Source organism: Bacillus sp. FJAT-49711, from assembly GCF_018343715.1.
In the GTDB taxonomy this organism is placed as follows: domain Bacteria; phylum Bacillota; class Bacilli; order Bacillales; family Bacillaceae_C; genus Lederbergia.
In genome coordinates this window covers 1,447,941-1,468,347 of sequence record NZ_JAGYPL010000001.1, presented here as the reverse complement: position 1 = coordinate 1,468,347, position 20,407 = coordinate 1,447,941, and the positions used below count along the sequence as shown (strand labels likewise).

Below are 20,407 nucleotides of genomic sequence, written 5' to 3'. Positions count from 1 at the left end.
CTGTATTTTTGAGTAAATGGAAAGAGCTGAACGAAGAGTCAAAATTGAAGTGGAATGAAAACGCGGGGTTTTGGGATGATTATATGGGAGACGAAAGCAATCGGTTTCACCGCGAAATCATCAGGCCGTATACAGAAAAATTATTAAATATAAAAGCTAGTCAAACGATCCTTGATATTGCTTGTGGAAATGGCAACTTTTCGAGGAAGCTTATTGAACTGGGAGCGAATGTAGTTGCAATCGATTATAGTTCTGAAATGGTTGAACGTGCAAAACTTCGATCTAGATTACATCAAATTGATTATAAGGTTCTGGATGCAACAAATTTTGATTCATTAATTGCTCTTGGAAATGATAGATTTGATAGTGCTGTAGCCAATATGGCATTAATGGACATTGTCGATATTCAGCCCTTAATGAAAGCTTTATTTTTTTTACTTAAGGAAAATGGAATCTTTGTTTTTTCAATCACCCATCCTTGCTTCCAATCTCCGAATATGCGAAAGGTACATGAAGTAGAAGATATGGATGGCAGCTTACAATCAAAGAACAGCATTCAAATTTTCAACTATCTCACACCACAACCGTATAAAGCAATTGGTATTAAAGGGCAGCCGACCCCACATTATATGTTTCATAGACCTTTGTCCTATTATGTAAATCTTGCATTTCAACACCATTTTGTCTTAGATGGCATTGAAGAACCAAGCTTTCAAAAAGAAAGTGAAACGAATCAATTTGACTGGTATGAAATTCCTCCGGCCATCATTTTACGTTTTAGGAAAAGCAAGGATTGAGGCATTTTGGGTTCCAAAGTTATGTATCTCATTATTAAAATGAATATATTTAAATTTGAGTCAAGTCGTTGGAAATATTGCTGCTTCCTATAAAAATGAATTAAAATCGTCAGCTGAAACCAAAACTTATACCAAAACGTATTTCATTAATAAATGCGAAAGGGTGGAGCGAACATGAACGAAATGATAGACAACTATATTCAAATATTCGAACAACTAAAAAAAGAAATGAAATGGAAAGTAACGGACAGTAAAATGTTAATGATGATTGCTGCTCTTTACGCGATGAACAGAAAGAATTTTCAATTTGATCGTTTTTTTACTATTGCTGAAAAAATTAAGAGTCGCGCTGGATACTTTTCCTATATGAGATCCGAATCAAGATATACAGCGGCAGCGATCTTGGAAGTGAATTATGATGATCCTGAAAGCAAAGTCTCCTCTTTATTTGAGCTTTATGAAGAAATGATTAAAGAAAAATTTAATAGAGGAATTTTTACGTATGTCTCTGCTTCAGTATTATTACAAATAGCTGGCGATCATGATTATCATTCACTTATTTTGAAAGCAAGAGAAACCTATGATGCCATGAAAAAAGAACACCCTTTTTTAACTTCCGCTGAAGATTACCCACTTTCGGTTTTGCTTGCTTCGGAAAAAAGTGAAGATATCATTCAACGCAATGAATATTTTTATAATAAACTTAACCAAAATGGATTTTACAAAGGGAATAATTTACAATTCCTAAGCCATATTCTTTCTTTGAACAACGAGGAGCCAGAAACATCCATTTTAAGCAGAGCGATTTTTGTTTTTGATTCCTTTAAGGATAAAGGTATTAAACAAAAAGTAATGTATTATCCGGTTATGGGGATGCTTGCTTTATTGCCTGAAGATGAAATAAATATGGACATCATTACGAGTGTTTTTGATCGTCTTAACCAAGAAAAGCATTTTAAATGGCAAAAAGATATTAATCTTATTCTTGCTGTGAGCTTCTATGTAAAAGATAAGTTGAAACAACCTGGATTGACTGAAACGAGTTTATATACGACGATAGAAACAATATTGCAGGCTCAACAGGCGGCAATGGCGGCCTCAGTAGCAGCTGCGGGAGCCGCGTCTAGCAGTAATTAACTTGAAAAGGATGTGAACTTTATGTATGAATTAAAAACAAAAGAAAATGAGAGCAGTGTTATTGAGTTTATTGAGAATGTTGATAATCCGAAAAAAAGAGAAGATGCGTATAAGTTATTAGATATTTTTACGGAAACGACGGGGTATAAAGCGAAAATGTGGGGACCAAGTATTATTGGGTTTGGCTCTTATCATTATAAATATGAATCAGGACATGAAGGAGATGCACCCCTAGTCGGTTTCTCTCCCCGAAAAGCGAAAATCAGTTTATATTTTGCGACTGGCGATGCAGAAAGGGATGCACTATTAAAGGAATTTGGCAAACATACGTCAGGGAAGGCTTGTGTGTATATAAATAAAGTGGCAGATATCAATGTTGACGTATTGATAGAGTTAATCAAGCAATCAGTTACATTTTTACAAGAAAAATACCCAAATTAATAAGGTGAGGTTTAAAGGTGTTAAATCATTTATTGTTCTCTGTTTCTAATTTAGAAGAATCTATTAAATTCTACGAAAATGTTTTAGGTGCAAAGCTTCTTGTTAAGGGGAGGAGATCTGCTTATTTTGATTTGAATGGGATTTGGTTAGCTCTAAATGAAGAAAAAGACATTCCCCGTAATGAAATTAGTTATTCTTACACTCATATAGCCTTTTCAATAGAAGAGTCCGAGTACGATTGTATATATGAAAAACTAAAAAAATTAAAGGTAAATATTCTTCAAGGACGTAAAAGAGATGAAAAGGATAAAAAATCGATATATTTTACTGATCTAGATGGACATAAGTTCGAGTTTCATACAGGAACATTGGAAGATCGGATGAATTATTATCGACAGGACAAAGCCCATATGGAATTTTTTGTGTAGAGAGTGGAGGGAAACATGGAAATTTCGGAAAAAGTGATCACGATTAATGAACTGGAACTTTGTACAAAACTGTATACTCACGTATTCAATCAAGCTCCATGGTTTGATGAATGGACGGTAGAAAGTGCAAGTGAACGCTTAATGGATATACTGAAACATCACGGTTTCTGGGGAGTAGGTGTAATGGACTCGCACGGTCATCTTCTCGGATTTTTAATGGGATATTCAGAAACGTGGTGGGATGGGAAACATTTTCAAGTTATTGAAATGTGTGTAAAAACGGAAGAGCAAGGAAAAGGGATTGGTTCTCGTTTACTTTCATCACTTGAAAAATATTGCAAAGAATGTGGAATCAACCGGGTATATCTTTTGACTGGCAGCGGAGGGCAGGCGGAGAATTTTTATTTGAAAAATGGTTTTTACGCCAATCCAAGAATGATCATGATGTCAAAAATGTTAGGGGATTGAACATGCCTGTTACTATTCACTTAGGGAAAGTGTCTTTTCAATTACAAGAAAATCATCAATTTGATTGGATTCACGATTTAGGTGAAGTATTTGCTGTTTTTGATCAGCAGGACTCAGGAAATATATGTTTTGGCATCGAAAAAGATAGTCAGAGAAAATTTGTAAAATATGCTGGAGCAAGAACAATGGAATATTCGGGAGATCCTGCTGAGGCTATCAATCGCTTAAAGAAGTCGGTTGTACTTTATAAAGAACTGATCCATCCCAATCTAGTAAAGTTGGAGAATCATATTCCAGTTGACCATGGGTATATGCTAATATTCGAATGGTTTGAAGGAGAATGTCTTCATTCACACTGGTCATTTCCACCACCAGCAAAATATGAACACCCACAATCCCCATTTTATCGTTTCAAACAGCTGACACTGAATGAAAGATGCGCTTCCTTACAGGGAATTTATGATTTCCATGTGTATGTTGAAAGGAAAAGCTTTGTTGCTATTGATTTCTATGATGGGAGTATTATGTATAATTTTAAAACGAATACTACGAAGATTTGTGATATTGATGTTTATGAGCGTAAGCCCTTTACTAATACGATGGGTAGGCTTTGGGGGTCTTAAAGGTTTATGTCACCTGAAGAATTTGAACTCGGTGCAGTGATAGATGAGAGGACGAATGTTTTTAATATGGGAGCGGTTGCCTTTTGTTTACTCGGTGGTGAACTGGATCGTTCTTTCGATAAATGGGAAGCTAGCAAAGGATTATTTGAAGTTGCATCGCGTGCGGTTGAAAAGGATCGAAATAAACGTTACGGATCGGTGGAAGAATTTTTCTTAGCCTGGAATAAGGCGTTAGGGGCGTAAAGATGTTATTTCAAAATAGTGGATTAGTCGTACGAACTATAACATTAGAGGATCACCTTTTATTGGTAAAATGGCTGTCAGACCCTATCATTCTTGAATTCTATGAGGGTCGTGACAATCCTTTTAATGAGGAAAAAATTTTAAAGAAGTTTTATAATCGAAATGACGAAACTTTCCGTTGTATTGTAGAGTATGAAGGAATTCCGATTGGCTATATTCAATATTATCTATTGGATAATGAAGATAAAGAGAATTACGGATTTTTTGAGTCACAACTCATATTTGGCATGGATCAGTTCTTTGGTGAGCCGAATTATTGGAACCGTGGGTTCGGCCAGCTTTTAGTCCGGTCCATGGTGCAGTTTTTAATTGAAGAAAAACAGGCTGAAAAGATTGTAATGGATCCGCAAACATGGAATGAGAGAGCAATTCGCTGCTATGAAAAATGTGGATTCAAAAAAGTAAAGCTCCTTCCAAAGCATGAACTTCATGAAGGAGAATTGAGAGATTGTTGGCTGATTGAATATAATTCAAATTAAGACGTTAAAAGAATTATGAGTAAATAAAACCCCTTGTGAAAACGATCATAAGGGGTTCGTTGTTTTTCTATTTAATTTCGCTGCAATTGTCACACTTCGTACCATAGCATTCATGTTGTTCTGTGATTTTTTCTCCACATTCTGTACATTTTTTAGCAGGAAGGTTTTTAAAAAATTCTACGACGTTTTCTAGCATTCTCTCCACTCTCCCTTGATGTTTGTTGCAGTACTGATTCTTGTTATTAACATTGTATTATAACAGTTTAGTGGGTGTCAATCCTTTTGTTAAATATGAAAAAATAAAGTATAGTTATAAGTAGTTTGGATAAAGGAGATATGCTTATGGAGATAACGGTTATAGGGCATTGGGGCGGTTATCCTAAAGCAGGGGAAGCAAGCTCCGGCTACTTGCTTACCCATGACGGATTTAATCTTCTCATAGATTGTGGAAGTGCTGTACTATCACAGCTGCAATTGTACATAAAGCCTGAGGAGCTAAATGCTGTCATTCTTTCACACTACCATGCTGATCATATTGCAGATATTGGAGTACTCCATCATGCACTGTTAATCAGTAAATATGTGAATGGATATAACAGCAACTTGCCAATATACGGTCATACTTACGATCAGGAAGGGTTAAAAGTCTTAACATATAAAGATATTACGACAGGTATTGCTTACGATAAAAATGATCAAATACATATTGGTCCATTTAAACTAGAATTTTTGAAAACGAAACACCCTGTTCCTTGCTTTGCAATGAGAGTAACTTGCAATGATAAGACACTTGTTTATACTGCTGATAGTGCGTATTTTGAAGAATTGATCGGCTTTTCCAAAGACGCTGATATACTGCTTTCGGAGTCCAATTTTTATAAAGGTATGAATGGAGCAGCCGCAGGTCATATGACGAGTGAGGAAGCCGGAAAGCTTGCTGAAAAAGCAAATGTGAAAACATTAGTCCTCACCCATTTACCGCACTTCGGTGATCTTAACCAATTAAAAGCTGAAGCTGCTGAACAATTTAAACAGGAAATCATACTAGCATCTAAAGGATTGAAATTGTCTTTAAATTGAGGAGGAAAAGTGATGAAGTTTATTGATAATCAGGGGATAACTGATCCAAGGATTAATTTGGCAATTGAAGAACATGCTTTGAAAAATTTGGATGTGAATGAGTCATATTTATTATTTTATATTAATGAACCTTCCATTATTATTGGTAAAAATCAAAATACGATTGAGGAAATAAATACTGAATATGTAGAGGGAAATGGAATTCATGTTGTGCGTAGACTATCCGGCGGTGGTGCAGTTTATCATGATTTAGGAAATTTGAACTTTAGTTTTATTACGAAAGATGAAGGTGACAGCTTCCTAAATTTTAAAAAGTTTACTGAGCCGGTTGTTAAAGCATTGAATAAGTTAGGCGTCCATGCAGAATTAAAAGGACGTAATGATATTCTTGTCGGCGAAAGAAAAATTTCTGGAAATGCGCAATTCTCTACTAGGGGCAGAATGTTTAGCCACGGTACTTTAATGTTTGATTCTGAGATTGAAAATGTTGTTTCAGCTTTGAAAGTGCGTAAAGACAAAATAGAATCAAAAGGGATTAAATCTATTCGCAGCAGGGTGGCAAATATTTCCGAGTTTTTAGAAGAGAAGATGACAATTGAGCAATTTAAAGTGGAATTGCTCAGATCTATATTTGAAGGCGTAGATCCTATACCTGAATACAAATTAACGGATGATGACTGGAAACAAATTCATGAGATCTCAAAGGTACATTATGCAAATTGGGATTGGAATTATGGAAGGTCGCCTCATTTCAACATTCAGCATTCACATCGCTTCCCAGTTGGTCTTATTGAATTCAGACTTGATGTGGATAAAGGGCAAATTCAAGAATGTAAAATATTTGGAGACTTTTTCGGTGTAGGGGATGTTAGTGAAATTGAAAATCGTCTAACAGGTGTACGTTACGAGAAATCAGATATTTTAAATGCATTAGAAGATGTAGACATTCCACACTATTTTGGTAACGTCACTAAAGATGAGATTATCAATTTGATTTATTAAGAAATATATGAAGGATGGAAGGGCCAATTTTTCAGGTCTTCTATCCTTTTTAATTAAGCATTCCGATTTCGGAAATTGCGTATATATTAAAAAATACGCTTTTGAGAGAGGGACTGCCTTGGAAACAGTAAAGTTAGAATGTAATGAACATCTAGCTGTAGTGACATTAAATCGGCCTGAATCATTAAATGCTTTCAATTATGATATGTTGCTAGAATTATCACGTACTGTCGATTTATTAAAAAGCTCTCCAGAAGTGCGCGTAATCATTTTTAAAGGCGCTGGAGAAAAATCGTTCAGCGTTGGGGCAGATTTAAAAGAACGGAAAACTCTTACTGAACATGAGGTGAAACGCAATGTACAAATAATAGGGGACGTATTTCTGGCTATTGAAACTCTTTCACAACCGACAATTTCAGCTATAAGTGGATACGCATTTGGCGGGGGTATGGAATTAGCATTGGCATGCGATTTTCGTTTTGCCGCTGACCACTCAATTATTGGGCTGACTGAAACGAGCTTAGCGATTATTCCTGGAGCTGGTGGAACTCAGCGGCTACCGCGAATAATCGGAGAAACGAGAGCGTTAGAGTTGATTTTAACCGCAAAAAAGTTGACGGCTTTTGAAGCTGAAACATATGGAGTTATATTAAAAGCAATAAAAAAAGAATGCCTTATGGAAGAGGTACAGGAATTTGCATTTGAAATTTTGAAAAACGGTCCGATCGCCGTTCAACAAGCTAAATATTCGATTAAAGCTGGGATGAATACAGATCTTCTATCAGGCCTTGAAATTGAACGTAGAGCATATGAAAATACTATACCTACAGAGGATAGGATAGAAGCGTTACAAGCTTTTAGTGAAAAAAGAAAACCGATTTTTAAGGGGAAATAAAGTTCAAAGAGATATGCTAAATGCATTCTTTTTTTAGTTTGACTTTATTCATTTGGCTAGTAAAGACATATTTAATGTGGGAGTGGGCAATTTGACAGCTTCATTCGAACGGAACTGGCGCATTTCATATTGCCGTGGCCACATTAAATGCTCGAATCATATAAAAGCAAGAATTTTACTAAAGAGACAAAAGCTATTTGCATCCCCTTGATCTTGCCGAAAGAACAAATCATGCTTATAATTGAAAAAATTAACTATAGTAACAGAGGGGGATTTAGGGATGGAAGCTTCGGTGCCAAAAGTGAAATATACAGAATTTCGCCGGGGGCTTCAAGAAGGTATGAGTATTGCTATTGGCTATGCTCCTATTGCATTGACGTATGGCTTGCTCGCAAAAACAACTGGTCTGACATTGTTCGAAACAGTCTTAATGAGTTTGGTTTTATATGCAGGAGCATCTCAATATATTGCGTTAAACATGTTTGCGCTTGGAACTGGTGCTGCAGAAATGATCTTAACGACTTTTATTGTCAATATAAGACATTTCCTCATGTCAGCCTCACTCAATGAAAAAGTTGAAGCAGAGGTCCCATGGAAAAAAGCGATTTATGCATTTGGGGTAACGGATGAAACATTTTCTGTTGCTGCTACTAAAACTGAAACAGTTTCGACCGGCTATATATTAGGTCTTAATTTTATTGCATATACAAGCTGGGTTATATTTTCTGGTTTAGGTTTTGGGGTAGGTGCAGGTCTTCCTCAAGTCTTACAGGAAAGTATGGCTATTGCACTTTATGCAATGTTTATTGGTTTATTGGTACCTTCCTTGAAAAAAAGCATGAAAGTGGCTAGTCTTGCGGTGCTAGCTGCGATTTTTAACAGTATTTTCGTTTTTTCCGAATTGATAAGTAAAGGTTGGTCTATTGTTGCTGCGACCCTTTTATCTGCTATTTTAGTGGAAGCTGTAGAAACCATTAAAAGGAGAGGGCGTGGAGAACTATGAGCAGCTCGATTATCGTTTTAACAATCATTGGAATGGGGTTAGTCACATATATACCGAGAATGGTGCCTTTTGTCATGTTTCAGGGAAAAGAGCTTCCGCCATTTATACAAGGAGTATTAAAAAATGTTCCATATGCAACACTTGGAGCATTAATATTTCCTGCTGTGTTCTTTATTCAGGAAGGTGACATCTTGTTTGGAGTTGTCGGAATGGCGGCAGCGTTTCTGATTGCATTTTTCGGTGTAAATGTCATCGTAGTCGTCCTTGGAGCTATCGCTATACTTAGTGCATATTCTTGGTTTTTCTAATTTCAAATTATAATGGGGCAGCGCCACTTGATTGATCAAGTGGCGTAAATTTATTTTATTTTAAGTGTTACAATAATTAATAATGTAGGGTATCAGATAAATACTACTATTAGGAAAAATATTCTTTCAGTTAGTTCTATTTTAAAGATTTTCTTTCTACATATAATAAGAGATGGACAGGGGGGATATTTCATTGATTAGGAAATGGGCGATACGAGCTATTATAGCCTATCTTTTATTTGGATTAGCTATATTTTTGTATTTATTTTATTGGGCGGACACATCAATTCCAGAAGCTTTGAAAGGAACAAAAGCAGATCCAGCCACTTTCCTAAATGGAAGGGAGTTAGAACTTAGCGAAGAATATTCGAGAATCCGTAATTTAATGTTTTTCTTAGCGACTCCTTATGAATGGCTATTTTATTATCTAATTTTGATATTGGGAGTATCAGCTCTATTTGAAAATTCTGCGAAGCATATATCCAAATTTTCTATAGCTAGGACTGCTATTTACTTGTTTTGGCTTTCCCTTGCATCATTCGTTGTGATGTTCCCACTTAGCTATTTATCTTACACGATATCCAAATCGTATAATATCTCTACACAGCTTTTCCCTGGGTGGATGAAAGATAAATTGATTGATTTTTGGGTGGAATATGCAACAATGCTTATCGTTATTACCGTTTTATATGCATTAATGCGGAAATATAAAAGACGCTGGTGGCTTGCTGCTTGGGTTGTATCCATACCTTTTTCAATATTTATGATGTTTATTCAACCAGTTGTGATTGATCCGCTGTATAATGATTTTTATCCTTTAAAAGACAAGCATCTTGAGGCAAAAATATTGGCAATTGCAAAAGAAGCAGATATACCAGCTGAACATGTGTATGAGGTAGATATGTCTACTAAAACAAATTCTTTGAATGCATATGTGACCGGTGTAGGTTCGAATTCTCGAATCGTTCTATGGGATACTACATTGGAAAGGCTGTCTGACGAGGAAATACTTTTTATTATGGCTCATGAAATGGGGCATTACGTTGAGAAACATATTTATAAAGGAATTGCGGGATACTTACTTCTCTCTTTTGTTGGCTTGTGGTTAACTGCAAAATTAATGGAGAAATGGATTTCTCGACGTGGGAAAGAATGGAAGGTTGAAAAAATAACAAATATTAGTTCACTCCCAGCATTTCTTCTAATTACATCCATGCTACTATTTTTTGCTAGCCCTCTTACAAACTGGGTATCACGATATCAAGAAATGAGGGCAGACACATATGCGATAAAAATGACGCAAGATAAAGGGGCGGGGATTCAAACGTTTCAAAGTTTGACAAAAGCAGGTTTGAGCCAAGTGAATCCTCCCGCTTTAGTTAAAATATTTCGTTACGGCCACCCAACCATGCTTGAAAGAATAAAAATGATCCAAGAATATAAATTAAATGATCCTAAATAGTGAAGAACAGTAGACGAAAAAAATCCCCCTTTTACGAAAGGGGGATTACCATTTTCATTGACCCAAAAGATCAACTAGTTCTTTTGAGAGCTTTATAAAAGTTTCTTTATCATGTAGATCAAGCGCACGGTCAATATCTTCGCGAAGGCGTTTCTCATGCCTTTGCAAAAGTAAACCGTTTAGGAAAAACTCTGCATACCATTCCATCGCATCTGTTTCATTTTTATTCTGGGTCATCGTATACTCTTTAAGCAGTTCCTGATAAGATTTCCTCTTTTCCATCGATGATCACCTCTGAAACTTTTTTTAATTATACCCGTAATGGGCACAAAAATCAACTGAACAGTGTAAATTTTCTGATCAATAACTAATGTTAGTAATTTATAGATTATTTTATATTGTTTTCTGATTTTTTTAAAAAGTAGTGACATTTGAACTAGAATGTGATATGGTTAATTTGTCATATTTTAGGGAGGGAAGTAAAAAAATGTTAAAACAGGAATTATTGATGGAAGAGTATGAAATTAATCCTTACACGATGATGATCAAGCCGTACATAAAGGATAATGAATTACACTCAGAGATTTATGAAGTAGATGATCATTTCATTGTTCCTGAAAAGCCACTGGATATTGTAAAAAAAGGTTGCAAGTATTTCGGAAGCTCTTTTGACGGCAGAAGAGATGGAACGAAATCACTCATAATGGTTACCCACAAAGCGCCTATCATCATTGACCCCTACACCTCAATTTATTTTATTCCAACTACATCACCGACTAGACCAGACTGTATATGGATATCACATGATCATATTTCTTCTAAGCACAAAGGAAAAAATAACAATACTATAGTTAGTTTTCGTAATAATCAAAGTTTTGAAATTCCTGTTTCTTTCAGTTCCTTTTCTAACCAGCTATCTAGGACTGCTCAACTTCGAATTAGTTTTCAACAAAATATTGAAAGAATGGAGATGTATTCACCACGTCCTCCAAAGCCCTTGAAGATGAAAACAGCAGAAATGAAGAAAGTTTATAGAATTAATAGAAAAAAGTAATTTAGGTTTAAGCTTGTTAAGAGCATTATTTCTTAACAAGCTTTTTTTATATATAGAAAAAAATATATTGACATTTGAAAGCGATTGCAATATTCTATTCATTGAGAAAACGTTTTCGTAAAACGTTTTCTCTAGTGATTCAATTGTAGGTGGAGAATAAATGAAAAGATGGACTATTAAAGACATTGCGAAAAAAGCAGGCGTTTCGATTACTACTGTTTCGCGGGTGCTAAATCAAAAAGAGGAGGGAATGTCCACACAGACACGTGAGAAGGTATTGAAAGTAATGAAGGAGGTGGATTTCCAGCCAAATCAATTTGCCCGTGGTCTTGTAACCAAAAGATCTAAAACATTTGGATTAATAGTACCAAATATATCAAATCCATATTTTCCTGAATTATGCCGAGGCGTAGAAGATGAGGCGAATGAAGGGGAATATAGCTTAATTATATGTAATTCCGATGATCAGACGGATAAGGAGAAGCGTTATTTGCGTCTTTTAGAAGAACAGCAGGTTGATGGAATAATATTTTCCGCAAAAGATCATTTAGATGAATCAGATGAAGAGCAATTAGCCCGTGCAAAAATTCCTTTTGTTCTTATAGATAGAGGAAAAGAGGAGAAAAAGCATGTGGGGGTGTTTTTGGATAACGATAAAGGTGGATATTTAGCTGGTAAACATTTAATAGAGCTGGGGCATCGCAGTATTGCATGCATTACTGGTCCAAAGTCTATTACTCTTGCAAATGAACGTCTGCAAGGATTTAAAAGAGCCCTGAATGAAGCTGGGGTTGATCTATTGCCATCGCAAATTATTGAAGCTAATTTCCAAATGGAAATGGCATATCATAAGTCTAAAGAAATTTTGAATAAAAGAGAAGTAACGGCTATATTTGCCAGTAATGATATGATGGCTTGCGGTGTTTACCAAATGGCACATGAGCTTGGGATTCGTATTCCGATTGATTTATCTATTGTAGGCTTTGACGATATACCATTAATATCAGCGTTAATTCCGAAACTAACAACAATTCAGCAGAATACGTATGAAATGGGGAGGGAGGCAGTGAGGGTATTATTCCGAAAAATAGAAAATATGGAAACGAAGTCAGTTATCTTTAGTCCGAATCTGGTAGTACGTGATAGTACTGCACCCATTCAATAATACAACTTGGATGTAATTTACTAGAGGAGTGAATTCGATGAAAAAAGTACCGGTAATCATTGATTGCGACCCAGGAATAGACGATGTTATGGCCTTGCTATTGGCTTTTTCCCGTGAAGAACTGGACATTAGGTTAATAACGACTGAACCAGGTAATCAAACTCAAGCCAAAACGATCTACAACGCTAGGGCTTTTACAAGCTACATGAAACAACACATTGAAATCGCAAGAGGATTGGACCAGCCCTTTTTCCGAGAGCTTGAAGTTGCAGAATATGTTCATGGAGAAAGTGGACTTGGAGATGTAACACTCCCAGAGCCCGACGTATTTGAAAGTGATAGAACCGCAATTAATGCCTTAAAGGATGTCCTTTATGAAAGTGAGGAACCTGTCGTTCTAATAGCTACTGGCCCACTTACAAATATAGGGGCCTTGCTGTTGGCCCATCCAGAAGTAAAAGAAAAAATTAGCTATATCTCATATATGGGTGGTGCTGCTGTTGCCGGGAATATGACTCCTTTTGCCGAATTTAATGTATATGTAGATCCTCATGCAGCTGATATCGTTTTTCGCTCAGGAATACCGATTGTAATGAGTGGGCTAGATGTTACTCATAAAGCATATGTCAATATGGAAGAGTTAGAAAAAATTGAAAGCATGGATACTGATTTATCACAAAAAATTGCTTCGATGCTTCGCTTTTATATACAAACAGCCAAAAACAACGATTTCCAAGAAACGGATTTTGAAAATGGTATTCGTTTACACGATCTTTGTGCTGTATCTTATGTTGTCACTCCGGAGCTTTTTGATGGGGATGATTGTTTTGTAGCCATTGAAACGGAAGGACGCCATACTGCTGGTGCTACTGTTGTGGATTACATGCAGCGATCAGGAAAACCTCATAATGTGAAAGTTTTGCACTCTGTAGATCGTGAAGCTTTCGTAAATCAATTTATGGAAGCGATTGAAAAAATGAGCCGTCATATCGGCCTATAAATATAAAAAGGTGGCGAACAATGATGAAACGTAGTTTTAAAGATGATTTCAATATGATGTCTATGCTCCTTATTCCAATCGGCGTTGCGATAAACATTGTCGGTTTCCAAATTGCAAACGTTTTAAGGCTTCCTATTTTTCTGGATACGATTGGAACGATTCTAATCGGGGTTGTTGCTGGTCCATGGGTTGCGTTGCTTGCTGGATTAATTACTAACCTGATCAATGGTATTTTTAATCCTGTTTATTTTCCTTATGCCATCACATCCGTTGCAATTGGATTAGGGGTAGGATTTTTATCGAAAGCAGGAATGTTTAAAAACATTATAAAAACAATTATTTCAGGTATCATCATAACCTTTATCGCTGTTATTGTTTCTGCTCCTATTACGGTTCTTGTATTTGGTGGAGCTACTGGAAGTACATCAGCCATTCTTACAGCAACACTTCTTGCTTCAGGACAAGAAATTTGGGGGGCAGTATTTGCTTCATCCTTTGTCTTTGAAATTGCAGATAAAATAGTATCAGCTCTCATTGTTTATTTTATAGTAAGAAAAATGTCCGACCGCTACCTATCAAAAATGAATTATGGATTACTTTATATGAAACGCGGCGGAAAATAATTGTTCCATCCATTCTTTCCGTTCTTCTCTTCGGAGCGGAAAGAGCTACTTTTTCTAGGGAGGGTTCACAGTGCAGAAAAATTTCATCCAGCAGCTGCATCCAATGACTAAATTCTTCTTTGCATTGTTTCTATCAGCTGCTGTTCTTATAATTCCGGGGCATTTATTTTCTTTCTTGGGCTTTGTTATCTTGCTTCTTATCGCTGTTGCAGCAGGTGTTGCAAAAGAATTTTTGGGTACAGTCATGAAAGCTTTGCTATTTTTACTGGTCATTATTTTCCTTATGCAGCTCTTTTTCTATCCAGGCGATCATGTGCTTGGACAATGGGGGATTTTTAAGTGGACAGAGGAGGGCTTAAATTACGGTTTAACGCTTAGCTCTAGGATTCTTGCAATGGGTTCAGCATTCATATTATTTTTCCGTTTGACCGAAGTGCGCGACTTCGTAAAATCACTCGAAGACGCAGGTCTACCTCCAATGGGGGCATATGTTGTTTTATCTACTTTGCAAATTATTCCGGAAATGCGACGTCAAGCAAACACAATTATGGATGCCCAAAAAACGCGTGGTGTGGAAACGGAAGGGTCCTTATTGATTAGGGCGAAAGCATTTATCCCAACTCTAACTCCTTTAATATTATCATCTATATCAAGTACGGAAGAACGTGCGATTACTTTAGAATCAAGAGCATTTTCCGCTCCAACTAAGAAGACAAGCTTGCATAAGCTAACGAAAAGTGCAGCCGACCGAATACTACCATTCGTCTACATCATCATCTTGGCTGGATTGATATTATGGAGGATACTCACATGAAATCTATCATTGAAATGAAAAATGTCTCATATCGATATCCGGTCAGCGATGATCAGATTATAAAAAATGCGTCTTTTACAATTGAAAAAGGGCAATTTACAGCCGTTATCGGTAATAATGGTTCCGGTAAAACAACACTTTGTAATATCATACGTGGATTCATTCCACATTTTTACAAAGGGGAGCTTGAAGGAGAAGTTATTGTTGACGGAAAAAATATTGTGGATTACCAATTAGGCCAATTAGGAGGAAAAATTGGCTATGTATTTCAAAACCCATTCATCCAAGTATCCGGGGTAAAAGATACGGTTTTTGATGAGATAGCGTATGGACTCGAAAATTTAGGTGTGGAAGAAAACGAAATTCGAGATCGTGTAAGAGAAATATTACAGCTTGTAAAAATCGAGCATTTGCAGGATAAACATCCGATGGGGCTCTCAGGTGGCCAACGTCAACGTGTTGCTCTAGCCTCAATCATTGTGATGAATCCTGATATTCTTGTGATTGATGAGCCAACATCTCAATTGGACCCAATTGGGACTGAACATGTATTTGATATTATCCGCCTTATGAAAGAAAGAGGAAAAACGATTATTTTAGTAGAACATAAAATGGATTTGATTGCTGAATATGCAGACAATCTTATTGTCCTTCACGAAGGAGAGCTTGTTTTACAAGGGCCAACTAGAGAGGTCTTTGCAGATCCGCGATTTGGAGAATATAACATTCAATATCCTCACGTAACCGAGGTGGCCCTTCATTTACAGAAAAACGGTGTTAAGCTAAATTATGTTCCAATTCTTGATGAAGAATTGCCTGAAAGTATTGGTTTGACAAGTTTGGAGGAGAGTGCTCATGACTGAACTTCAATTGAAAAACGTTAGCTTCGCCTATCCCGATGGAACAAAAGCATTGGAAGACTTAACGCTTACCGTTCCATCAGGTCAACGTCTTGCCATTGTTGGGCAAAATGGAGCAGGAAAAACGACAGCGGTAAAGCTGATGAATGGCTTATTAAAGCCAACAGAAGGAACAGTTCACGTAGGAGACTGGAATACAAAAGACCATACTACTGCTCAAGTATCACGCAAGGTTGGTTATGTATTTCAAAACCCGGATGATCAAATTTTTCATAATGATGTAGAATCGGAAGTTCAGTTTGGACCAAAAAATATGGGCTTTGATCCTGAGCGAGTGGAGAAGTTAACAGATTGGGCCATGAAATTATGCGGGATTAGTAATGTTGCTGATGAAAATCCTTATAATCTGCCATATTCTGTTCGTAAATTTGTTACAATTGCTTCAGTCTTGGCAATGGATTCCGATGTGATCATTTTGGACGAGCCGACTGCTGGACAAGATCGAGTAGGATTAGATTTATTAGGTAAACTCCTCGATGAATTGGAGAAAAAAGGAAAGACCGTAATTACGATTACGCATGATATGGAATTTGTCACGGAATATTTTTCTCGAATTGTTGTAATGGCCAATCGTAAAATTATAGCAGATGATGATTCAGAGCATATCTTTTACAATCCGGCGATATTGGAAGCAAGTATGTTGAAACCACCTGCAGTTGCAAAGATGGCGAACTTATTGGGCTTGGAGAAAGGTATTTTGACAAAAAGCCAATTATTATCCCTAATTAAAGAAAGAGAATTAACGAGAGGACGATAACGGCCATGGATATTTCATTAGTAGGTAGCGTTAATATGGATCTCGTATATCGTGTTCCGTATGTTGTGCGTGCGGGAGAAACACTTCATAGTACGTCATACAATGTTCATTTTGGCGGGAAAGGTGCCAACCAGGCGGTAGCAGCGAGCCAATTAGGAGCTAATGTTCATTTTATCGGAAAAGTTGGCGCAGATGATCTCGGCGATCAAGCGATAAAGAATTTAAAGGATAGAGGCGTTTATATTGACTCCATTCAAAAAGAAGGTGTGACTGGGCAAGCGATTATCCAAGTGACAGATGCAGGAGATAACGCGATCGTTCTGTTTCCTGGAGCAAATTTTCTAGTTACACGTGAACAAATTGAACAAGAAGCTGATATCATTGCATCAAGTAAGGCGCTCCTTCTTCAACTGGAGGTTCCACTGGATACAGTTGAGAAAGCAGTGAATATTGCAGCTCAACACGGAAAAATAGTTATTCTTAACCCAGCACCCTCGCAAAAATTGCCAGATTCATTATTAAAGAATGTTACTGTTTTAACGCCAAATGAAACAGAGCTTGCACAGTTGACTGGTATTGAAGCGACGACGGAGGAAAATTTACGTGCTGCATGCAGCCAATTACTGGACAAAGGTGTCGGAACGGTAGTTGTTACACTTGGATCCAAAGGATCTTTCTATATGAATCGTGAAGAAAGTGGTTGGGTACAAGCCTTGAATGTTGAGGCGGTTGATACAACTGGAGCGGGTGATGCATTTAATGGAGCATTCGCTGTAGGTCTTTGTCAGGGGAATACGCTTCGAAATTCAATTGAGTTTGCTACGAAGGTTTCCGCTTTTGTTGTTACTCAGATGGGGGCACAGCCACTTATCCCACATTCAATTATGGAATAAATCTCATAGATCTTCGTATTTGTTGCGAAGGAGATAAGGATAAAATCCTTATTTAAAAGAAGTCTTTCATTGTCTAGCTCCAGGCGCCCCAGCGACTAGCAAACTTTCAGCTTCTTCCTGCGATAAGGAAGCCAGGCTCTTTCCTCGCCGTGTTTCCTTTATCTCGTCGGATGTTTAAAAAGTTTGTACGTCGCTGAACGGGCGCCTTGCGCTTTTCTTATCGATGTGTATATTTTTAAACCTCCCAAATAAATAATATCGCAACAATTCTTCGGTCTTGTTCTTTAACCTCGGATTAAAGTAATTATGCTCCTCTTCATATCCTTTATAAATAAATACAAACATTGTAAAGGCATCATCTGATTTAAGCCGCTCCACTTTTATATTGTTTTTATGCAAATAGCGCCTTACTTCAACCAAGTCTTTTTGAATCGCCTTCATTGTTTCTTCAATCCACTCTAAATAAGGTTTTTTTAATTTAAAGGAACTTGCATTCACTACCATTAAATCTCGGTTTAACACTGTAAGCAACATAGGAAGATATATTGCCTGTTCAATAATATCCCGATCACCAGTTGGAATTCTCGTCATTTAGATGCCTCCTAAACGGAACGTGTGTTCCCTTATATAATACTAAGAAAAAATTCGTATAGCAAGATGAAAATCGTGACAGTATGAAAATTTTCCCCTTCGCGAGCAGGAAAAATACTTAGGGGGTCGAAATATTGTATAATAATGAGGATTAACAAGAAAGGGCGATAAAAAATGACAAAAGGAATTAAACCAGAAGATTTATATGAGTTAAAATCAGTTGCTGATCCACAGCTATCCCCAAATGGAACCGAAGTTGTGTACGTCAAGACACATATTGATAAAAAGAAAAAGGACTATGTTTCTAACTTATTTTACATAAATTTAAATGAAAAAATACCTCAACAGTGGACATTTGGAGGTGATAAAACAAGTTCACCTGTTTGGTCTCCAGATGGAAGCAAAATAGCGTTTGTCTCTACAAGAAACGGCAAACCACAAATTTTTGTTCTTTCTAAAGCAGGGGGTGAGGCAAAGCAAATCACTGACTGTAAAAATGGTGCTACGTCACCTGTTTGGTCTCCGTGCGGAAAGAAAATTGCTTTTTCTGTAAAACTGGGAAAAGACGAAAACATTTTTGATAAGGTAGAAAAAGATAAGAAAGAAGAAAAAGAACTAAAACCGCTTGAAATAGAAAAAATGAAGCATAAATCTGATGCTGCTGGATTTATGGATATGGAGCAATTTTCTCATATTGCCGTAGTTAATTTAGAATCCGAAGAATTAGAGCTTATTACCGAAGGAAAACATAATTTCCAGCTTGGTACATGGTCACCCGACGGAAAGTATCTTACTTACACTGCTGACTTAACAGAGGATCTGGATTTTTCATTTATGAGTGATATATATTTATTAGATTTAGAAACGAAAGATGCTCGCAAAATTACGGAAGGTTCGGGTATGTTTTATCAAACATCATGGTCGCCAAACAATCGTTATCTTGCTTTTGTTGGAAGCGAAAGAGAATTTGAGAATGCGACACATGCAAAACTCTGGATTTATGATTTGGAGAATGACAGCAAAACATGTGTAACAAGTGATTTTGATGCGCCAGTCGGTGATTTTGTTGTGGGAGATTTCCTTCAAGGTGCAGCAGCTCCGCGCGTACAATGGCTGGAGGATGGTAATAGCTTTTATTTCCAGGTGTCAGATAACGGAAACACCACTATTTATTTCGGAAATCTTTTTGGAGAATTATATCCAGCAATCAACGATAATCAATATGTTTACGGCTTTTCACTTGATGCCAAAAATGATAAAGCGGTAGCAGCTATCAGCACTCCGACAAATCCAGGTGATTTATTTTATGTAAATTTAAAAACTGGCGAAAAGGAACAGCTTACTAATATAAATGAAGAATTTTTAAAAACGAGAGAATTATCTGTTCCAGAAGCTATTGATTTTGAAGGGGCAGATGGCTGGAAAGTAAGCGGCTGGATTATGAAACCAGTTGGATATGAAGAAGGAAAAAAATATCCACTTATTTTAGAAATTCATGGTGGTCCGCATGCTATGTATGCCAACACGTATTTTAATGAATTCCAAATCCTTGCTGCTCAAGGCTTTGCGGTTCTATACACGAATCCTAGAGGAAGCCACGGTTACGGTCAGAAATTTGTCGATGCAGTTCGTGGGGATTATGGCGGCAATGATTATAATGACTTAATGGCTGCTGTCGATTATGCATTAGACCAATATGATTTTATTGATCGAGATCGTCTCGGTGTAACAGGTGGCAGCTATGGCGGCTTCATGACAAACTGGATTGTCGGCCATACGAATCGCTTTAAAGCAGCAGTCACTCAACGTTCCATTTGCAACTGGATTAGTTTCTACGGTGTAAGTGATATCGGCTATTACTTTACGGATTGGCAAATCCTAGCTGACCTAGATGATATTGAAAAGCTTTGGAATCATTCACCACTAAAATATGTGAATAATGTAGTGACTCCACTTTTAATTTTACATGGCGAAAAGGACTACCGCTGTCCGATTGAGCAAGCTGAGCAATTATTCATCGCCTTAAAACATCGTAAAAAGGAAACAAAATTCGTTCGTTTTCCTGAATCCAATCACGAGCTTTCAAGGAGCGGAAAACCAACATTAAGAATTAATAGGTTGGAATATATTAGAGATTGGTTTGTAAAATATTTATAAATATAAA

24 protein-coding genes and 1 pseudogene are annotated in these 20,407 nt (G+C 36.8%); 22 read left to right on the top strand and 3 right to left on the bottom strand.

Annotation, left to right across the window (positions count from 1 at the left end):
- The first annotated feature begins 8 nt into the window (after positions 1–8).
- The 7 genes and pseudogenes from KHA96_RS07080 to KHA96_RS07050 all read left to right on the top strand — a co-directional run bounded on the left by KHA96_RS07080 (position 9) and on the right by KHA96_RS07050 (position 4,676).
- Complete coding sequence (locus KHA96_RS07080) at positions 9–797, top strand: class I SAM-dependent methyltransferase (protein WP_213128541.1); 789 nt, start codon at positions 9–11, stop codon at positions 795–797.
- Positions 798–971: 174 nt separating this feature from the next.
- Positions 972–1,934, top strand: coding sequence for a DUF4003 family protein (locus tag KHA96_RS07075; protein WP_213128540.1), 963 nt, complete (start codon positions 972–974; stop codon positions 1,932–1,934).
- A gap of 21 nt (positions 1,935–1,955) precedes the next feature.
- Entirely contained in the window at positions 1,956–2,375 is a 420-nt protein-coding gene (locus KHA96_RS07070) for a DUF1801 domain-containing protein (RefSeq protein ID WP_213128539.1), read from the top strand.
- 17 nt (positions 2,376–2,392) lie between these two features.
- On the top strand, positions 2,393–2,803 hold the full coding sequence (gene fosB, locus KHA96_RS07065) for a metallothiol transferase FosB (protein WP_213128538.1): 411 nt from the start codon (positions 2,393–2,395) through the stop codon (positions 2,801–2,803).
- A gap of 15 nt (positions 2,804–2,818) precedes the next feature.
- A complete protein-coding gene (locus KHA96_RS07060) occupies positions 2,819–3,271 on the top strand; it encodes a GNAT family N-acetyltransferase (protein ID WP_213128537.1) in 453 nt (150 codons plus the stop codon).
- 2 nt (positions 3,272–3,273) lie between these two features.
- Positions 3,274–4,137 (top strand): annotated as a pseudogene (locus KHA96_RS07055) (serine/threonine-protein kinase).
- A 2-nt stretch (positions 4,138–4,139) separates the two neighbouring features.
- Positions 4,140–4,676, top strand: coding sequence for a GNAT family N-acetyltransferase (locus KHA96_RS07050; RefSeq protein ID WP_213128536.1), 537 nt, complete (start codon positions 4,140–4,142; stop codon positions 4,674–4,676).
- Between the two features lie 67 nt (positions 4,677–4,743).
- Here the strand turns inward: KHA96_RS07050 and yhfH are convergent, their stop codons facing one another.
- The gene (yhfH, locus tag KHA96_RS07045; RefSeq protein WP_213128535.1) at positions 4,744–4,872 is read right to left on the bottom strand and encodes a protein YhfH; all 129 of its coding nucleotides are present in this window, start codon (positions 4,870–4,872) and stop codon (positions 4,744–4,746) included.
- 146 nt (positions 4,873–5,018) lie between these two features.
- Here yhfH and KHA96_RS07040 point away from each other — a divergent pair, with 146 nt between their 5' ends.
- The 6 genes from KHA96_RS07040 to KHA96_RS07015 all read left to right on the top strand — a co-directional run bounded on the left by KHA96_RS07040 (position 5,019) and on the right by KHA96_RS07015 (position 10,426).
- Positions 5,019–5,756, top strand: coding sequence for an MBL fold metallo-hydrolase (locus KHA96_RS07040; protein ID WP_213128534.1), 738 nt, complete (start codon positions 5,019–5,021; stop codon positions 5,754–5,756).
- A gap of 12 nt (positions 5,757–5,768) precedes the next feature.
- Positions 5,769–6,758, top strand: coding sequence for a lipoate--protein ligase (lplA, locus tag KHA96_RS07035; RefSeq protein WP_213128532.1), 990 nt, complete (start codon positions 5,769–5,771; stop codon positions 6,756–6,758).
- Positions 6,759–6,876: 118 nt separating this feature from the next.
- Entirely contained in the window at positions 6,877–7,653 is a 777-nt protein-coding gene (locus tag KHA96_RS07030) for an enoyl-CoA hydratase-related protein (protein WP_213128531.1), read from the top strand.
- A gap of 280 nt (positions 7,654–7,933) precedes the next feature.
- Positions 7,934–8,656, top strand: a complete 723-nt coding sequence (locus KHA96_RS07025; RefSeq protein WP_213128530.1) for an AzlC family ABC transporter permease — start codon at positions 7,934–7,936, stop codon at positions 8,654–8,656.
- Entirely contained in the window at positions 8,653–8,964 is a 312-nt protein-coding gene (locus KHA96_RS07020; protein WP_213128529.1) for an AzlD domain-containing protein, read from the top strand. The genes KHA96_RS07025 and KHA96_RS07020 overlap by 4 nt, the downstream gene beginning before the upstream one ends.
- A 193-nt stretch (positions 8,965–9,157) precedes the next feature.
- Positions 9,158–10,426, top strand: a complete 1,269-nt coding sequence (locus KHA96_RS07015; RefSeq protein WP_213128528.1) for a M48 family metallopeptidase — start codon at positions 9,158–9,160, stop codon at positions 10,424–10,426.
- Between the two features lie 54 nt (positions 10,427–10,480).
- On the opposite strand, the gene KHA96_RS07010 is transcribed toward KHA96_RS07015, so the two are convergent.
- The gene (locus KHA96_RS07010; protein ID WP_213128527.1) at positions 10,481–10,708 is read right to left on the bottom strand and encodes an IDEAL domain-containing protein; all 228 of its coding nucleotides are present in this window, start codon (positions 10,706–10,708) and stop codon (positions 10,481–10,483) included.
- 205 nt (positions 10,709–10,913) lie between these two features.
- On the opposite strand from KHA96_RS07010, the gene KHA96_RS07005 reads away from it, so the two are divergent.
- From KHA96_RS07005 to rbsK, 8 genes are all read left to right on the top strand, one after another.
- A complete protein-coding gene (locus KHA96_RS07005; RefSeq protein ID WP_213128526.1) occupies positions 10,914–11,480 on the top strand; it encodes a competence protein ComK in 567 nt (188 codons plus the stop codon).
- A 160-nt stretch (positions 11,481–11,640) separates the two neighbouring features.
- Complete coding sequence (locus KHA96_RS07000) at positions 11,641–12,645, top strand: LacI family DNA-binding transcriptional regulator (RefSeq protein WP_213128525.1); 1,005 nt, start codon at positions 11,641–11,643, stop codon at positions 12,643–12,645.
- A 37-nt stretch (positions 12,646–12,682) separates the two neighbouring features.
- On the top strand, positions 12,683–13,645 hold the full coding sequence (locus tag KHA96_RS06995) for a nucleoside hydrolase (RefSeq protein ID WP_213128524.1): 963 nt from the start codon (positions 12,683–12,685) through the stop codon (positions 13,643–13,645).
- Between the two features lie 20 nt (positions 13,646–13,665).
- A complete protein-coding gene (locus KHA96_RS06990; protein WP_249315308.1) occupies positions 13,666–14,268 on the top strand; it encodes an ECF transporter S component in 603 nt (200 codons plus the stop codon).
- 70 nt (positions 14,269–14,338) lie between these two features.
- Positions 14,339–15,082, top strand: coding sequence for an energy-coupling factor transporter transmembrane component T family protein (locus tag KHA96_RS06985; protein ID WP_349305695.1), 744 nt, complete (start codon positions 14,339–14,341; stop codon positions 15,080–15,082).
- Complete coding sequence (locus tag KHA96_RS06980) at positions 15,079–15,945, top strand: energy-coupling factor ABC transporter ATP-binding protein (protein WP_213128523.1); 867 nt, start codon at positions 15,079–15,081, stop codon at positions 15,943–15,945. The genes KHA96_RS06985 and KHA96_RS06980 overlap by 4 nt, the downstream gene beginning before the upstream one ends.
- Complete coding sequence (locus tag KHA96_RS06975) at positions 15,938–16,759, top strand: energy-coupling factor ABC transporter ATP-binding protein (protein ID WP_213128522.1); 822 nt, start codon at positions 15,938–15,940, stop codon at positions 16,757–16,759. The genes KHA96_RS06980 and KHA96_RS06975 overlap by 8 nt, the downstream gene beginning before the upstream one ends.
- Before the next feature lie 5 nt (positions 16,760–16,764).
- Entirely contained in the window at positions 16,765–17,652 is an 888-nt protein-coding gene (gene rbsK, locus KHA96_RS06970) for a ribokinase (RefSeq protein ID WP_213128521.1), read from the top strand.
- Positions 17,653–17,826: 174 nt separating this feature from the next.
- On the opposite strand, the gene KHA96_RS06965 is transcribed toward rbsK, so the two are convergent.
- Positions 17,827–18,243, bottom strand: a complete 417-nt coding sequence (locus KHA96_RS06965) for a YhjD family protein (protein ID WP_213128520.1) — start codon at positions 18,241–18,243, stop codon at positions 17,827–17,829.
- 174 nt (positions 18,244–18,417) lie between these two features.
- Between KHA96_RS06965 and KHA96_RS06960 the strand changes: the two genes are divergently transcribed.
- Complete coding sequence (locus KHA96_RS06960) at positions 18,418–20,400, top strand: S9 family peptidase (RefSeq protein ID WP_213128519.1); 1,983 nt, start codon at positions 18,418–18,420, stop codon at positions 20,398–20,400.
- Positions 20,401–20,407: the final 7 nt, after the last annotated feature.

Bases quoted from the DNA above. Each gene is read 5' to 3' on its own strand.
- KHA96_RS07075 (WP_213128540.1), top strand. From the start codon at position 972: ATGAACGAAATGATAGACAACTATATTCAAATATTCGAACAACTAAAA.
- KHA96_RS07070 (WP_213128539.1), top strand. From the start codon at position 1,956: ATGTATGAATTAAAAACAAAAGAAAATGAGAGCAGTGTTATTGAGTTT.
- KHA96_RS07060 (WP_213128537.1), top strand. From the start codon at position 2,819: ATGGAAATTTCGGAAAAAGTGATCACGATTAATGAACTGGAACTTTGT.
- KHA96_RS07050 (WP_213128536.1), top strand. From the start codon at position 4,140: ATGTTATTTCAAAATAGTGGATTAGTCGTACGAACTATAACATTAGAG.
- yhfH (WP_213128535.1), bottom strand. From the start codon at position 4,872: ATGCTAGAAAACGTCGTAGAATTTTTTAAAAACCTTCCTGCTAAAAAA.
- KHA96_RS07040 (WP_213128534.1), top strand. From the start codon at position 5,019: ATGGAGATAACGGTTATAGGGCATTGGGGCGGTTATCCTAAAGCAGGG.
- lplA (WP_213128532.1), top strand. From the start codon at position 5,769: ATGAAGTTTATTGATAATCAGGGGATAACTGATCCAAGGATTAATTTG.
- KHA96_RS07025 (WP_213128530.1), top strand. From the start codon at position 7,934: ATGGAAGCTTCGGTGCCAAAAGTGAAATATACAGAATTTCGCCGGGGG.
- KHA96_RS07020 (WP_213128529.1), top strand. From the start codon at position 8,653: ATGAGCAGCTCGATTATCGTTTTAACAATCATTGGAATGGGGTTAGTC.
- KHA96_RS07010 (WP_213128527.1), bottom strand. From the start codon at position 10,708: ATGGAAAAGAGGAAATCTTATCAGGAACTGCTTAAAGAGTATACGATG.
- KHA96_RS07005 (WP_213128526.1), top strand. From the start codon at position 10,914: ATGTTAAAACAGGAATTATTGATGGAAGAGTATGAAATTAATCCTTAC.
- KHA96_RS07000 (WP_213128525.1), top strand. From the start codon at position 11,641: ATGAAAAGATGGACTATTAAAGACATTGCGAAAAAAGCAGGCGTTTCG.
- KHA96_RS06995 (WP_213128524.1), top strand. From the start codon at position 12,683: ATGAAAAAAGTACCGGTAATCATTGATTGCGACCCAGGAATAGACGAT.
- KHA96_RS06990 (WP_249315308.1), top strand. From the start codon at position 13,666: ATGATGAAACGTAGTTTTAAAGATGATTTCAATATGATGTCTATGCTC.
- KHA96_RS06980 (WP_213128523.1), top strand. From the start codon at position 15,079: ATGAAATCTATCATTGAAATGAAAAATGTCTCATATCGATATCCGGTC.
- KHA96_RS06975 (WP_213128522.1), top strand. From the start codon at position 15,938: ATGACTGAACTTCAATTGAAAAACGTTAGCTTCGCCTATCCCGATGGA.
- rbsK (WP_213128521.1), top strand. From the start codon at position 16,765: ATGGATATTTCATTAGTAGGTAGCGTTAATATGGATCTCGTATATCGT.
- KHA96_RS06965 (WP_213128520.1), bottom strand. From the start codon at position 18,243: ATGACGAGAATTCCAACTGGTGATCGGGATATTATTGAACAGGCAATA.
- KHA96_RS06960 (WP_213128519.1), top strand. From the start codon at position 18,418: ATGACAAAAGGAATTAAACCAGAAGATTTATATGAGTTAAAATCAGTT.